Below are 13,514 nucleotides of genomic sequence, written 5' to 3'. Positions count from 1 at the left end.
GCTTCCGACAGCGCTCACCGGGGTCGTCCGCCCGCCAGCAGCCACAGCAGGACGAGCGCCGCCCCGGCGATGAACAGCAGGACATAGAGCCTGACGGGGGCGCGGACCCGCTCCGCGCCCCCGGACTTCGCGCCCCCGGACTTCGCGCCCCCGGATTTCGCGGACCCGGTCTTCCGGACCGGCGGCGGCGCGTGGCGGCGGGGGTCGTGCAGGCTGACCAGGGTCCAGTCGTACACCTCGCCGCGCGCCTCCGGATCGGCGCGCAGGCGGATCAGCCGAAGGAACGACCGGGGCCCCGCCTGTACCGCCGAGGCGAACGCCGCCGAACCGTCGGCCTGGCTGCCGTGGACCGTCACCGTCTCCCATTTCTTCCCGGCGGCGCGCTGCACCACGAAGCGTTCGCTTTCGGCCTCCCTATCGGTCATAGGGCGATCCTGCGACAAGTTGACGCGGCCATGAGCCCGACATGGAAAACATGGGCGTTCGGGCGCCTACTTAAGGGGTAGGACGGCATCGGCCAGCAGGGCCGGACAAATGAACCAAGAACATGGAGCCGCCCGATCTCTGGGGAATAGCAACACGGGACCGCCTGCGGTTGACCGTAACCGGCATCAGCTGCCGCCGACCAATCGCCTCTCCCGCCGATCCATGGGAGGCACCAGTGCTGACGCTCAACGACTGTATCGCATTCAGCGACCTGTTACCCGAAGAGATCGAGGAGATCTCCCGCCACGAGCGGCTGGGGTTCGTGGTCGCCCTTGCCAAGGGCCATAGCCTTCTCGACCGCCCCTGGGGGGCGCCGGCGATCCGCCAGATGATGCGCGACAACCTCGTCCGCGCGATGCGCCGGGGCGACGCCGCCCGGTGCGCGCCGACGATGGAGGTCTATCACCGGTTCCAGGTCCGCCATCCCGGCGGAATCGACCGGCGCCGCACCGCCTGATCCGTTCCCGCACCCTCATGCCCGCAGCGGCGGGAACAGCTTGGCGACCGCCGCTTCCAGTTCGGCCACCGTCGTCTCCGCGAGGCGGCGGTCCGGCTGGCCGGCCAGGTCCAGCAGGCGCTCGATCGTGTGGGCATGCAGGTGAAGGATGTCGAGGGAGCGGGAATCCGCCGGATCGATCCGGTCGCGGATCGCCGCCAGGGACGACCACACCCGCTGAACGAGCGGATGGCTCAGCCCGACGCTCTGGCGGATCTGGTCCATGGTGTCGATCAGGACGGCGGCCAGGCGCTCCGGGTCGCCGCCCTTGAGCAGGCCGTCCCGGACGATCTCCAACCGGCTCCGGTCGGCCGCCACCAGGTCGATCCGCTTGGCGCGCACGCGGGTGAACAGGGACCGGGACAGCGGCGACGGCCGCACCAGCCCCGGCGGCATGCCGCAGGCCGCGGCCAGCGGCGCCGGGTCGATCAGGAAGGCGTCCCCCGCCGTGTCCAGGTCGGCGCTGGGCGGCTGGCTCCGTCCCTCGGGCGGCTTGCCGGCCGCGGGGGATTTCGCCGCCCCGTCGGTGCCGGCTTGGGCGCGTCGGCGGTCGGGACCGAAGAACCGGCGGGTCAGCACGTAGCAGCGCGACCGGTGGACCGCCGCCTCCAATCGGGCGGCCAGGGCCTTGCGCGACACCGGCTTCGCCAGGAAGGCCGTGACCCCGGCGTCGCGCGCCCGCTCGACCAGCTGGTGGTTGCTGTGGCTTGTCAGCATGATCACCGGCATCAGCGGGTTGGGGCTGTCGGGATGGTTGCGCACCAGTCGGGTCAGGGCGATGCCCGAGACCTCCGGCATCTCCCAGTCGGAGATCAGGATGTCGGGAGCGGAGCGCTGGATCTGCACGAAGGCCTCCGCCCCGTTGGCGCATTCCGCGAAGTCCCGGACGCCGAGCGACCGCAGCAACCCCCGCAGGACCAGGCGGGTGCCGCGGTCGTCCTCCGCCACGACCACGCGAATGTCGGTCGGTATGTCGGTGGCGGCGGCACCATCGAGGGTCATGGATCCCCCGCGGGCTATAGACATCGTCCCGGCAGCTCCGTCATCAATCCGTCGTCGGTCGACCGCCGGGCCGGGCCCGGCACGGACGCCGGGAACTCCGGTCGCCGCGCTCCTCACGATAGAACTTATCGGTTGCAACGCAATAATAAAATCATTCCAAAAATATATTATTCCTTAATCTTCCGTCTGAATAGCATCGGGATCCTCCGCATCCACCACCTTCCGGGCGATCTGGTAACCGAAACCCGCACGGCCCAGCGCCGCCATGTCCTTCTCCCGGTGCTCCTCGCGGCCGGTGCGGCGGAACGGGCCGAGCCGCCGCCGGCGGGCCAGCGCCACCGCCGCCGCAAGCTCGGTATCGCCGGGGGTCTCCTCGTCGACGCTTTCCAGCGCGGCCGCGATCTCGTCGCCGCCGACGCCTTTCAGCGACAGCTTCTCGCGGATCGCCCGCGTCGAGGTGCCGCGCCGGTGCAGGCTGGACGCCTTCATCTCGGCATAGGCCTTGTCGTCCAGCAGCCCGCTGCGCTGGTAACGCTCGATCAGCGCCTCGACCAGGGCGGCGCCCTCGGACCGGTCGGTCCCATGGGCACGCGCCGACCGTTCCACCTTGCCCATCAGGACCCGGCGAAGGTTGGCCGACGAACTGGCGAAACGCTGGAGATAGTAGAGCGCCGCGTTCTCCAGGTACTGGGCGGTGACCGGCTTCTGCTGCCGCCGGCCCGGCGGGGTGGAACCCGGGGTGGAAGACATGATTGATGCTCCTGTCGCGCTGGGTCGTCCAAGTGGTGGATCCGGATCGGTCAAGAGGCATATGCCTAAAATGCAATACGAATCCGGACGAATTACCCTAAATTAGAAAGTCGGTATTTTAGATTTCCACTCCTTTAATTCGGATGGATGTGGCCATGGGTCGTCGGATGGCGGAACTACTTCCGGCTTGCGCCCTCTTGGCGGGCGGCTTGGCCGTCAGCGGCGTCCTGACCCTGTCGCCCAGGCCCGGCCATGCCGTGATGGTCGTGTTCGATCCCCGAACCGCCGTCACGGACGCCATCTCCCGGGTGTCCGAAGCCGGCTGGCTGCCGGTCGCGGCGCCCCGGTCCTTCATCATCGTCGCGCGCCCGGATGCCCGGGATGATCCCCGGCATCCGATTGATGCTTATCTGCTCCTGGACGCGCGCGCAATGTCCGGGTGCCTGCCAGCGGATACCCCTTCGAAATGACCGGTTTGATGAACCAGCGCCGGAACATGGCGCTGTTCTCCGTCGCCCTGCTGTGGCTGCATGTCCCCCTGATCCTCGCCCTGGCGTGGTTTTACCCGGAGAGCGACACGGCGGGAGCCGTCTCCCTGGCGGGCCTCGCCGCGCTGGCGGCCAGCCTTGCCGTCTGGCGCGACCCGACCGGCCTGTCCGCGCGGAGCGTCGTCGCGGTCGCGTTCGTGATGACGGTCTCCGCCCTCGTCTACGACATGCGCGGGTCCGTCTGGCAGATCGACATGCATATGTATTATTTCGCCGCCCTGGCGATGCTGGCCGGATTCGCCTGCCCGGTGACGATCCTGCTGGGGGCCGGCGCCACGGCCGTCCACCACCTGGTCCTCAACTTCGCCCTGCCGGCGGCGGTGTTTCCCGGCGGCGGCGATCTCGGGCGCGTCGTCCTGCACGCCGTGATCGTCGTGCTGGAGACCGGCGTCCTGGTCTGGATGGTCACCCGGCTGGGGCAGGCGCTTCGGACCTCCGAGACCGCGCTCCATGAGGTCCGGCTCGCCCAGGCGGAGAACGAGCGGCTGGCCGCAGGCCGCGAGGAGGAACGGCAGGCCGCCGAGCGCCGCCGGCGCGACGAGATGATGGCGCTGGCCGCCGCCTTCCAGCAGGGCGTCGGCAGCGTTTCGGCGAGCCTCCGCCAAGTTTCCGAGCAGGTCCGGCACGAGGCCGAGGCGCTGGCCCGGACCGCGGAGGAGACCCGCACCGATGCGGGAGCGTCCGCGTCCTCGGCGGAGGAGGTCTCGGCGGGCGTGCAGAGCGTCGCCACCGCGAGCGACGAGCTGACCGCCTCGATCGGCGAGATCAGCCGCCAGATCGCCGGCGCCTCGCGCATGACCGACGACGCCAACCAGCAGGCCAAGGCGGTCGCCGTCGCGGTCGAGGCGCTGTCCCGGGGCGCCGCCCAGGTCGGCGACGTGGTCCAACTGATCCAGGCGATCGCCTCGCAGACCAACCTGCTGGCGCTGAACGCCACCATCGAGGCGGCACGCGCCGGCGAGGCCGGCCGGGGCTTCGCCATCGTCGCGGCGGAGGTCAAGGGCTTGGCCGGCCAGACCGAGAACGCCACCGTGGAGATCACCGCCCGGATCGGCGAGATCCAGGAGGCCACCCGGTCGGCGGTGGATGCCATCGGCCGGATCACCGGGGCCGTGTCCTCGATCGACCAGGTGACCTCGACGATCGCCTCCGCCGTGGAGGAACAGAGCGCCGCCACCCGCGAGATCGCCGCCACGGCGCAGCTGGTCGCCACCGGCGTCGCCGCCGCCGCCCAGGGCATCCAGGGCGTTGGCCGGGCGGCGGACCATACCGGCGACGGAGCGGGCCGGGTCCGCGTCTTCGCCAACGAGCTGATGACGGAAGTTCGAAGCCTGGACGGCCAGGTCCACGACTTCGTCCGCCAACTGCGGGCGTAAGCCCGGCCGGGGGTGCGGCGTTGCCGCCCACCAGCCATTCGCTCTCGGCAATTGTGCCATGCGCCGGCTTCACATTAGGGTGCGCGCACTTAGCTGAAGGGCATCATGAGCACCCATCTCCCGCCATTGCCGCGCGATATCGGCACCGTCAACTGGATCGGCCTCTGGACCCTGTACCAGAGGGAGGTGCATCGGTTCATCAAGGTCTATACCCAGACCATCGCGGCGCCGGTCGTCACCACGCTGCTGTTCTACGCCGTCTTCGCGCTGGCGCTGGGCGGCGTCGTGCGCATGGCCGGAAGCGTGCCGTTCCTGGTCTTCCTGGGGCCGGGCCTGATCGTCATGGCGATGGCGCAGAACGCCTTCGCCAACACGTCGTCCTCGGTCGTGATATCAAAGGTCCAGGGCAACATCGTGGACGTGCTGATGCCGCCGCTGTCCCCGATGGAGATGGCGGTGGCCTTCGTCGGCGGCGGGGTGACCCGCGGGCTGCTGGTCGGCGTCGTGACCGGGGCGGCGATCTGGTCCTTCGTGCCGCTGGGCTTCCATTCCCCGGCCTTCATCCTGTTCCACGGTTTCATGGCGTCCATGATGCTGGCCCAGCTCGGCATGATCGGCGGCATCTGGTCCGAGAAGTTCGACCATATCGCGGCCTTCACCAATTTCGTCGTGACGCCGCTGACCTTCCTGTCCGGTACCTTCTATTCGGTGGACCGGCTGCCCCCGGCCTTCTGGTGGCTGGCGCACTTCAACCCGTTCTTCTACATGATCGACGGGTTCCGCTACGGCTTCATCGGCCAGTCCGACGGCACCCTGGCGATCGGCGTCGCGGTGATGCTGGGCATCAACGCGGCGCTTGCGGTCCTGCTGCTGCGCATGCTGTCCACCGGCTACAAGCTGAAGGCGTGACGGTGCCATGTCGGGTTTCCAGGGGCCGCGGCCCCGCGCGATCGGACGCATCCACTGGATGGGTGCGCGGACCCTGTTCCGCCGCGAACTGAGCCGCTACCTGAAGGAGGCGCTGGAGACCGTCCTGGCGCCCGCCTTCCAGACCCTGGTCTATTTCATCGTCCTGGTCTTCGCCCTGGGACCGGAGCGCGGCACGGCCGAAGGCGACGCGCTGCTGTCCTTCGCGGTGCCGGGCCTCGTGCTGATGGCGGCGCTGTTCCGCTCGGCCGAGACCACGGCGTTCAGCCTGCTGTTCGACCGGATGGAAGGCATCATCAGCGACATCCTGATGGCCCCGCTGGGTGCCGCGGAGATGACGGCGGCCTACGCCCTGGCCGGCGCGCTGAGCGGCCTCGTCACCGGGACGGTGGTGCTGGCCGGCACCCTGCTGGTCTGGCCGATGCCCATGGCCGCCCCCTGGGCGGTGGTCGCCTTCGCGGCACTGGGTGCCCTGATGATGTCCCTGGCCGGCGTGCTGATCGGATTGTGGTGCGAGAAGTGGGACCATCTGGCGGCGGCCTTCGTCTTCGTCCTGGTGCCGCTGACCTTCCTGTCCGGCGTCTTCGTCCCGGCCGACGCCCTGCCGGAGCCGTTCCCGGCCCTCATCCAGCTCAACCCGATCTTCCACGCCATCTCCGGCTTCCGCTACGGCTTCCTGGGCGGGGCGGAGGCGTCGCCCCTGGCGTCGCTGGCGGTGGTCGCCGGGACGGCGGCGGCGCTGTGGGCCGCGTGCGGCGTGCTGATCAGCCGGGGGTGGAAGCTGCGGCCGTGAGGCGGTCATGCCGCCCCGCGCTCCGATGCCCAGGCTTCAATAGTCCTTGCCGAACTGCGGGTCGTAGGGACCGGAGGGAATTCCGCGGCCCGCCGTGTAGAAGGCGACGCCGTTGGCCTGGCTGGCCAGGGGCAGGTAGCTCGGAGCCGCCCTCTCCATCGCGGCGACGATGAACTGGGTGACCAGGAAGGCCAGGGGATGACCGCCCGAGTTCTGCGCCTGCGGAGAATAGGCGGTGTGGACCGTCTCCTCCCAAAGCGTTTCTCCCGTCCTGCCGCTTTTCAAGGTGTAGTCGATGTCGACCGTCGTGGTGGTCGACAGCAGGATGTATTGGCTGTCCCAGCGTCGGATGTTGGCGAACAGGACGGCATCGGCTCCGAACAGGGCCGCGACCTTCCGGGCGTCCGCCGAGTGGACCAGGTCGGCGTCGGCCAGGCCCTCGTCCTCCATGACCCGCTTCACCATGTGCACGGGGAAGACGTAGTAGCCTTTCTCGGCCAGCGGTACCGGCAGGGTCGCCAGGAAATTGTCCGGCGCATCGACCTGCGTGCTGGAGTTCGTCACGGGCACGATCAGGATGGATCGCGGGTGGTTCGCGCGGATCGTGCTGAAGTCCTTCTTCTGTGGCGGCACCGCGCACGCGGACAATCCCGCCAGGCACAGGCAGGCCAGGGCGGCCTTGAAGAGAATTCGCATGGGGACGTCGCCTTAGCTGGTGGGTAACGAAGCCGGCGTGACGCCGGTTGCCGCGGGGGACTTGTTCTTGCCTTCACGCGCATTCAGGATGGCTTTCTCCATCATGAGCGCCGACTCCGGCCAAGCGGATTTCTCCTTCTCGAACAGCGCCACGGCGCCTTCGCTGTCGCCCGACGAGAGCTTCAGGTAGCCAAGCTCGGCATAGATGCCGGGGGGAACCTTCCGGGTCTGGTCGCCCGACGCGATGATGCTCTCCAGCGCGGCTTGGTAGGTGACCTGGTTGGTAGGGTTCTGCTGGTAGTCATAAAGCGACCTGGAGTAGTTTCCCCAATAATACTTGGTCGTTGGGCCGCATCCGGCGCAAATCGCGGCCGCAGCCAAAACGAAAATACGGCTGGTTCTCATCATCTGGCTCACTTGGGCAGGGAGATAATTTTGGTCAGATCCGATCCCAGATAGATCTTGTCGCTATAGATGACCCTGTCGTTTTCCCGGACTTCGACGGTGTGGGTGCCCGTTCCTACCTGAAGCGTGCTCTTCTTTCCGTCGTAATCGGCGGCCGGGCCGACCAGGACGCCGTTGACGAACAGCATGGCCGTGGGGGAAGCGTTGGCGAAGGCCAGCTGCGGCTCTTCCTCCAGTGTCCGGACCGTCGTGCTCGGATAGGCGCAGGCGGTCAGCAGCAGGGCGCCGGCCAAGGTCAGTGGACGAATGATCATTTCCTGGCCCCTCACTTCACTTCGGCGACGAACAGGCCGCTGGTGTTCCCGCCGGGAATGGTGCCGGCCGCGATGCGTGCGACCGATCCCTCGCTGGTGACGCTGTCGCCGAACGTGCTCTCCACCACCAGTTCGGCGACGGGGGAGGGCGGCAGTTCCAGGTCGAAACCGCTCTGCGCGCTTTTCACCCGCTCGCCGCTCCGCATGACGGCGAGCCTGTCTCCCGGTTTCAGGCCCTGCCTGGTGCCGCCGCTGATATAGACGCGTGGTCCGTCGACCTTCAGGATGTCGCTGCGCCAGGGGCGCTCTTCGAGTTTCGCGACGAGGCTGCTGAGCAGGTCTGAAATCGCGGCGCCGATCGCCCGGTCGTTCAGGGTAGCGTCGTAATCGGCGCGGGAGCCGAACCCCATGACGGTGCCCTGCTCGACCGCCGCCTCCCCGGCGCCGGTCGCCGAGAAATAGGCGTGTCCCGTCCTGACGTCGACAAGCCGCACCTCGACCTTGGCCCGGGCGACCTGGCGCTTGGTATTGCTGAGGAATCCCGCTTGGCCTTCGGCGCCGCGGCCGAACTCCGTCAGCGACCCGACGATCAGGGTGTCGGCCCCGACGGTGTTGCCTCCGCCGGACAGCGCCTGCTCGGCTTTCACCGCCGCGAGGTCCGGCCGTTCGAGCACGATGAATCGGCCGGACTCGACCAGCCGCGAACTCAGCATGTCGCCGGTCTGGCGCCCGAGCGGATCCAGGTCGCCGCCCAGCAGCGCCTTGCCGTAGCGGGTCTCGTTGGTGAAACGCCCCAACGCCACCTTCCGCTTGAAGCTCTTCGCGGCGGGCGGCGCCAGCGCCGCCTGCTTCTGGGCCTCCGCGACGGCGGCGGGGGCCTGGACCGCGACGGGCGGCGGCGGCGGCGTGGCGCATCCGCTCAATGCCACCGTTCCGGCAAGGGCAAGGCGAAGGAGCCTGCCGAGGGGGATCCTGTCGCTTCCAGGACGAAATGCAGCGGCGATCATTGCTGAGGCGTTTTCCCGAACACGTGGATGCATTCCTTTGAATGCAAATCGGGCGCAAGATTGTCACAATGCATTTAAGGATTTATTACCGCGAATTTTATCCTGTTTCGCTGCGCCGGCCCATGAAATCACGCCCCGCCCGCCCGATTCGCGCCCGCAATCGTTGACATCCCGTCCCCGGCTTTGGATAGTCTGCGGTCTCCCGGACGGCTGCGCCTTCCGGGAGTTCGTGCTTTCCGTACTACGCCGTTTTCCGGATGGCGGCGCTGGTGGACCGTTGCCGGAATTGAACCCGTTGGGGGCTTACCCGTGATCCCTGTTGTCATGCCCACCTATGCCCGTGCGGATGTCGTGTTCGAGCGGGGCGAAGGACCCTATGTCTTCGACACGACCGGCCGACGCTATCTGGATTTCGCCAGCGGCGTCGCCGTCACCGCGCTGGGCCATGCCCATCCGCACCTGATCAAGGCCCTGACCGATCAGGCGCACAAGATCTGGCATACCTCCAACCTGTACCGCGTGGCGGGGCAGGAGAGCCTGGCGCGACGACTTGTCGATCACACCTTCGCCGATACGGTGTTCTTCACCAACTCCGGCGTCGAAGCCTGGGAATGCGCGATCAAGGTGGTGCGCAAGTACCAGTACGAGACGGGGCATCCCGAGCGCTGGCGGATCATCACCGCCGGCGGCGCCTTCCACGGGCGGACCACGACCGCCATCGCCGCGACCAAGCAGGAGAAGATGGTCAAGGGCTTCGGCCCCATGCAGGACGGCTTCGACCAGGTCGCCTTCGGCAACATGAACGAGCTGCGCGCCGCCATCACGAACGAGACGGCGGGCATCTCGATCGAGCCGGTGCAGGGCGAGGGCGGCATCCGTGCGGGCTCGCTCGACTATCTGCGCCAGCTCCGCGAGGTCTGCGACGAGTACGGCCTGCTGCTGCTGTTCGACGAGATCCAGACCGGCATGGGCCGCACCGGCAAGCTGTTCGCCCATGAATGGGCCGGCATCACCCCCGACGTGATGTCGGTCGCCAAGGGCATCGGCGGCGGCTTCCCGCTGGGCGCCTGCCTCGCGACGGAGAAGGCCGCGGTCGGCATGACCCCCGGTACCCACGGCTCGACCTATGGCGGCAATCCGCTGGCCACCGCGGTCGGCAACGCGGTGCTCGACGTCATGCTGGAGCCGGGCTTCCTGGAAGGCGTGGACCGCATCGCCCGCATGCTGTGGGGCCGCCTGACCGAGGCGGTCGCGCGCCACCCCAAGGCGCTGGCCGAGGTGCGGGGCGCCGGCCTGCTGCTGGGCCTGCGGTTCGTTCCGGAGATCGTCAACGGCACCGTGGTGGACAAGCTGCGCGCCCACGGCATGCTGACGGTCGCCGCCGGCGACAACGTCGTGCGCCTGCTGCCGCCGCTGATCATCACCGAGACCCAGGTGGACGAGGCGATCGATATCCTCGACAAGGCCTGCGCGGAGCTGGCGCAATGACCGCGCCGGCCTCCGGCGGTCCCGGCCCCCGCCACTTCCTCGACCTCGACGATTTCGACGCCGCGACGCTGCGCTCCATCCTGGAGCGCGGCAAGGCGCTGAAGGCCGGCGGCAGGAGCGACAAGCCGCTGGCCGGCAAGACGCTCGCCATGATCTTCGAGAAGCCGTCCACCCGGACCCGCGTCTCCTTCGAGGTCGGCATGCGCCAGCTCGGCGGCGACGTGGTGATGCTCAGCTCCAAGGAGATGCAGCTCGGCCGCGGGGAGACGGTGGCCGACACCGCCAAGGTATTGTCCCGCTTCGTCGACGTGATCATGCTGCGCACCGATTCCGAGGCGAAGCTGCTGGAACTGGCGGAGCACGCGACCGTCCCGGTGATCAATGGGCTGACCGACCGGTCGCACCCCTGCCAGATCATGGCCGACGTGCTTACCTTCGAGGAGCACCGCGGCCCGATCGCGGGCAAGGTGGTGGCCTGGAGCGGTGACGGCAACAATGTCGCCGCCAGCTGGATCCACGCCGCGGTCCGTTTCGGCTTCGAGCTGCGGCTCGCCTGTCCGGAACAGCTCCGGCCCGACCCGGACCTGGTCGGCTGGGCGGCCGGGCAGGGCGGAAATGTCACCGTCGGTGGCGACCCGGAAGCCGCCGTGGCCGGGGCCGATTGCGTGGTCACCGACACCTGGGTCTCCATGAACCAGCAGGACGCCGAAACCCGCCATAACATGCTGGCCCCCTACCGGGTTGACCGGCGCCTGATGGCAAACGCGAAACCGGACGCCATATTCATGCACTGTCTGCCAGCCCATCGCGGCGACGAGGTCACCGCCGACGTGATCGACGGACCGAACTCCGTGGTATGGGACGAGGCGGAAAACCGCCTGCACGCCCAGAAGGGCATTTTAACCTGGTGTCTGAGTTCATGAGTCATTTCGGTCACGCCGAGAATCCCCTCACCGACGACATCGTGCAGCCTTTCCAGATCGACGCCTCGCACCTGCGGGGCCGTCTGGTCAAGGTCGGCCCGATGCTCGACGAGGTCCTGTCCAAGCATGCCTATCCCGAGCCGGTCGCCCATCTGCTCGGCGAAACCATCACGCTCGCCATCACCCTGGCGGGCGCCCTCAAATACGAGGGCATCTTCACGCTCCAGACCAAGGGCGACGGCCCGATCTCGCTGATGGTGGCCGACGTCACCAGCACCGGCGACGTGCGCGGCTACGCCCAGTTCGACGCCGAGCGGCTGGCCGGGGCCGACGCGGGTGTTGCGGCGCCGGTGCCTGCGTTGCTGGGCACCGGCTATCTCGCCTTCACGGTCGACCAGGGCGAGCACACCGAACGCTACCAGGGCATCGTCGAGCTGAACGGCGATACCCTGTCGGATTGCGTTCAGCATTACTTCCGCCAGTCCGAGCAGCTCGATACCGGCATCAAGGTCGCGGTCGGCCATGCCGGCACCGACTCGGACCGGATCTGGCGCGGCGGCGCCCTGATGCTCCAGCGACTGCCGGAGGACCAGATCCAGCAGGTGCTGGGAAGCGACGTGGCCGACGACTGGCGCCGGGCCATGGTGCTGATCGGCACCTGCACCGACGCCGAGCTGCTGGACCCGGGGCTGCCGCCCAACGACCTGCTGTTCCGCCTGTTCCACGAGGACGGCGTGCGGGTCTATACTCCGACGGAGCTCCGGGCCACCTGCCGCTGCTCGCGCGACCGCGTGGCGACGGTGCTGCGGTCGCTGCCGCGGGAGGAGATCTCGGAACTGAAGGTCAACGGCCGGGTCGAGGTCACGTGCGAGTTCTGTAACTCGACGTATACTTTTGATGATGCACAATTGGAGAATGTCTACGGCTGATCCATAGGGGTTCATCGTGCTGCGGGTATGCGTTCGTGTGTCGTCGGCGGGCGCGCTCGCGGCCCTGATCCTCTCCGGAGCCCTGTTCTCCAGCCTTCTCTTCCCGAGACCTGCCGCCGCGTACCGGGCCAGCCTGGTCGTCGATGCCGACAGCGGGGTCGTGCTCCATGCCGAGCAGCCCAACCTGCGCAGCTTCCCGGCCTCGACCACCAAGATGATGACGGTCTACATGGCGTTCGACGCGCTGCGGGCCGGCCGGCTGAAGCTGGACGAGGAACTGCCCGTGTCGGTCCGGGCGGCCAGCCAGACCGGCCAGTCCCTGCGGCTTCGCCAGGGCTCGACCATCCGGGCGCGAGACGCCATCCTGGGCGCCATCATCGAATCCGCCAACGACGCCGCCGTCGTCCTGGCCGAGCGGCTGGGCGGCACCGAGTCCGATTTCGCCGAAGCCATGACCGCCAAGGCCCGGTCGCTCGGCATGAACCGGACCGAGTTCCGCAACGCCTCCGGGCTCAACCACCCGGAGCAGGTCGTCACGGCGCGCGACCTGACGATCCTGGCGCTGGCGCTGCTGCGGAACTTTCCCGACCAGTACAGCTATTTCAGCACCCGGAGCTTCGTCCACCGGGGCAGCACCTTCAACAGCGTCAACGGTTTCCTGGCCAACTACCGGGGCGCCGACGGCATCAAGACCGGCTTCACCTGCGCCGCCGGGTACAACCTGGTGGCGTCGGCGGTGCGCGACGGGCGCCGGCTGGTCGCCGTCGTCCTGGGCGAGCTGAGCCGCGGCGACCGCGCCGACAGCATCGCCCGGCTGATGGACGAGGCCTATGCCAAGCCGTCCCCCAAGATCCCGGTCACCCTGCGCGACATCGACCCGGTCCGGACCCGGGAGCCGGACGAGCCGGCCGCCGGCGTCATCTCCCCGACCTGCGCGTCGATCGTCTCGGTTCCCGGCATGCCGCGGGCGCAGGGCGGCTGGAGCGTCGAGATCGCCGGCACCTTCAACACCAAGGCGAAGGCGGCCGACGCCGGGCGCAAGCTGATGCGGAGCCATGCCGCCGTGCTCGGCGGGGCCATGCTGACGACGATCGAACGGCGCAGAAAGCACCGCCCGATCGTCGTCGGGCTGGAGGAGGCGCAGGCCACGGCCGCCTGCAAGCGCCTGCGCCAGGCCAAGGCCTATTGCCTGGTGGTCTCGCCGAAGAACCTCCGCGCCGCCGTGGCGCCGACCTCGGCGAAGGTCCGGAAATCCCAGCCGCCCAAATCCCAGCCGCCCAAATCCCAGCCGCCCAAATCCCAGCCGCCCAAGCCGCCGCCGGCCAAATCCAAGTGACCGGCACCGCAGCCCCGTGCTATCCGTGAACCCCCTCC

Annotated in this window: 16 protein-coding genes; 9 read left to right on the top strand and 7 right to left on the bottom strand. The window is 68.5% G+C overall.

Annotated features, from left to right (window positions below; translation table 11 throughout):
• Positions 1-14: 14 nt before the first annotated feature.
• Positions 15-425 (bottom strand): hypothetical protein, encoded by a 411-nt coding sequence (locus tag JL101_RS22205; RefSeq protein ID WP_203096242.1) that lies wholly within the window; start codon positions 423-425, stop codon positions 15-17.
• Positions 426-661: 236 nt separating this feature from the next.
• On the opposite strand from JL101_RS22205, the gene JL101_RS22200 reads away from it, so the two are divergent.
• The gene (locus tag JL101_RS22200; RefSeq protein ID WP_203096244.1) at positions 662-943 is read left to right on the top strand and encodes a hypothetical protein; all 282 of its coding nucleotides are present in this window, start codon (positions 662-664) and stop codon (positions 941-943) included.
• A 15-nt stretch (positions 944-958) separates the two neighbouring features.
• Here JL101_RS22200 and JL101_RS22195 read toward each other — a convergent pair whose 3' ends face one another.
• Together JL101_RS22195 and JL101_RS22190 are read right to left on the bottom strand one after the other, a co-directional pair.
• Positions 959-1,984, bottom strand: a complete 1,026-nt coding sequence (locus JL101_RS22195) for a response regulator (RefSeq protein WP_203096246.1) — start codon at positions 1,982-1,984, stop codon at positions 959-961.
• A 174-nt stretch (positions 1,985-2,158) separates the two neighbouring features.
• The gene (locus tag JL101_RS22190) at positions 2,159-2,734 is read right to left on the bottom strand and encodes a regulatory protein RecX (protein WP_203096247.1); all 576 of its coding nucleotides are present in this window, start codon (positions 2,732-2,734) and stop codon (positions 2,159-2,161) included.
• Between the two features lie 167 nt (positions 2,735-2,901).
• Here JL101_RS22190 and JL101_RS22185 point away from each other — a divergent pair, with 167 nt between their 5' ends.
• The 4 genes from JL101_RS22185 (at position 2,902) to JL101_RS22170 (ending at position 6,378) form a co-directional block, all read left to right on the top strand.
• Entirely contained in the window at positions 2,902-3,204 is a 303-nt protein-coding gene (locus JL101_RS22185) for a hypothetical protein (protein ID WP_203096249.1), read from the top strand.
• Complete coding sequence (locus JL101_RS22180; RefSeq protein WP_203096251.1) at positions 3,201-4,658, top strand: methyl-accepting chemotaxis protein; 1,458 nt, start codon at positions 3,201-3,203, stop codon at positions 4,656-4,658. The genes JL101_RS22185 and JL101_RS22180 overlap by 4 nt, the downstream gene beginning before the upstream one ends.
• Before the next feature lie 105 nt (positions 4,659-4,763).
• A complete protein-coding gene (locus JL101_RS22175; protein WP_203096253.1) occupies positions 4,764-5,567 on the top strand; it encodes an ABC transporter permease in 804 nt (267 codons plus the stop codon).
• Between the two features lie 7 nt (positions 5,568-5,574).
• Positions 5,575-6,378, top strand: coding sequence for an ABC transporter permease (locus JL101_RS22170; protein WP_203096255.1), 804 nt, complete (start codon positions 5,575-5,577; stop codon positions 6,376-6,378).
• Between the two features lie 36 nt (positions 6,379-6,414).
• Here JL101_RS22170 and JL101_RS22165 read toward each other — a convergent pair whose 3' ends face one another.
• Genes JL101_RS22165 through JL101_RS22150 form a run of 4 tightly spaced genes read right to left on the bottom strand, consistent with a single transcriptional unit; the run spans position 6,415 to position 8,722 of the window.
• On the bottom strand, positions 6,415-7,074 hold the full coding sequence (locus tag JL101_RS22165; RefSeq protein WP_203096257.1) for a DUF799 domain-containing protein: 660 nt from the start codon (positions 7,072-7,074) through the stop codon (positions 6,415-6,417).
• A gap of 12 nt (positions 7,075-7,086) precedes the next feature.
• The gene (locus tag JL101_RS22160; RefSeq protein WP_203096259.1) at positions 7,087-7,482 is read right to left on the bottom strand and encodes a DUF4810 domain-containing protein; all 396 of its coding nucleotides are present in this window, start codon (positions 7,480-7,482) and stop codon (positions 7,087-7,089) included.
• Positions 7,483-7,487: 5 nt separating this feature from the next.
• The gene (locus JL101_RS22155; protein WP_203096261.1) at positions 7,488-7,793 is read right to left on the bottom strand and encodes a DUF4397 domain-containing protein; all 306 of its coding nucleotides are present in this window, start codon (positions 7,791-7,793) and stop codon (positions 7,488-7,490) included.
• Between the two features lie 11 nt (positions 7,794-7,804).
• Positions 7,805-8,722, bottom strand: coding sequence for a CsgG/HfaB family protein (locus JL101_RS22150; protein WP_228435066.1), 918 nt, complete (start codon positions 8,720-8,722; stop codon positions 7,805-7,807).
• Between the two features lie 387 nt (positions 8,723-9,109).
• Between JL101_RS22150 and JL101_RS22145 the strand changes: the two genes are divergently transcribed.
• From JL101_RS22145 to JL101_RS22130, 4 genes are read left to right on the top strand one after another with little or no spacing between them, the layout of a single operon-like run.
• Positions 9,110-10,288 carry an aspartate aminotransferase family protein gene (locus tag JL101_RS22145; RefSeq protein ID WP_228435064.1) on the top strand — a complete coding sequence of 393 codons (1,179 nt, stop codon included), beginning with the start codon at positions 9,110-9,112 and terminating at the stop codon, positions 10,286-10,288.
• Positions 10,285-11,211, top strand: coding sequence for an ornithine carbamoyltransferase (argF, locus tag JL101_RS22140; RefSeq protein WP_203096265.1), 927 nt, complete (start codon positions 10,285-10,287; stop codon positions 11,209-11,211). Before JL101_RS22145 ends, argF begins: the two co-directional genes overlap by 4 nt.
• Positions 11,208-12,140 (top strand): Hsp33 family molecular chaperone, encoded by a 933-nt coding sequence (locus tag JL101_RS22135; protein WP_203096267.1) that lies wholly within the window; start codon positions 11,208-11,210, stop codon positions 12,138-12,140. The genes argF and JL101_RS22135 overlap by 4 nt, the downstream gene beginning before the upstream one ends.
• Positions 12,141-12,156: 16 nt before the next feature.
• A complete protein-coding gene (locus tag JL101_RS22130) occupies positions 12,157-13,476 on the top strand; it encodes a serine hydrolase (RefSeq protein WP_203096269.1) in 1,320 nt (439 codons plus the stop codon).
• The last annotated feature ends 38 nt before the right edge of the window (positions 13,477-13,514 follow it).

The organism is Skermanella rosea (assembly GCF_016806835.2).
In the GTDB taxonomy this organism is placed as follows: Bacteria; Pseudomonadota; Alphaproteobacteria; order Azospirillales; family Azospirillaceae; genus Skermanella; species Skermanella rosea.
This window is presented reverse-complemented; position numbering and strand designations above follow the sequence as displayed.

Coding starts and splice junctions, on each gene's coding strand:
- JL101_RS22190 (WP_203096247.1), bottom strand. CDS start 2,734: ATGTCTTCCACCCCGGGTTCCACCCCGCCGGGCCGGCGGCAGCAGAAG.
- JL101_RS22160 (WP_203096259.1), bottom strand. CDS start 7,482: ATGATGAGAACCAGCCGTATTTTCGTTTTGGCTGCGGCCGCGATTTGC.
- JL101_RS22165 (WP_203096257.1), bottom strand. CDS start 7,074: ATGCGAATTCTCTTCAAGGCCGCCCTGGCCTGCCTGTGCCTGGCGGGA.
- JL101_RS22195 (WP_203096246.1), bottom strand. CDS start 1,984: ATGACCCTCGATGGTGCCGCCGCCACCGACATACCGACCGACATTCGC.
- JL101_RS22205 (WP_203096242.1), bottom strand. CDS start 425: ATGACCGATAGGGAGGCCGAAAGCGAACGCTTCGTGGTGCAGCGCGCC.
- JL101_RS22170 (WP_203096255.1), top strand. CDS start 5,575: ATGTCGGGTTTCCAGGGGCCGCGGCCCCGCGCGATCGGACGCATCCAC.
- argF (WP_203096265.1), top strand. CDS start 10,285: ATGACCGCGCCGGCCTCCGGCGGTCCCGGCCCCCGCCACTTCCTCGAC.
- JL101_RS22180 (WP_203096251.1), top strand. CDS start 3,201: ATGACCGGTTTGATGAACCAGCGCCGGAACATGGCGCTGTTCTCCGTC.
- JL101_RS22175 (WP_203096253.1), top strand. CDS start 4,764: ATGAGCACCCATCTCCCGCCATTGCCGCGCGATATCGGCACCGTCAAC.
- JL101_RS22135 (WP_203096267.1), top strand. CDS start 11,208: ATGAGTCATTTCGGTCACGCCGAGAATCCCCTCACCGACGACATCGTG.
- JL101_RS22155 (WP_203096261.1), bottom strand. CDS start 7,793: ATGATCATTCGTCCACTGACCTTGGCCGGCGCCCTGCTGCTGACCGCC.
- JL101_RS22185 (WP_203096249.1), top strand. CDS start 2,902: ATGGCGGAACTACTTCCGGCTTGCGCCCTCTTGGCGGGCGGCTTGGCC.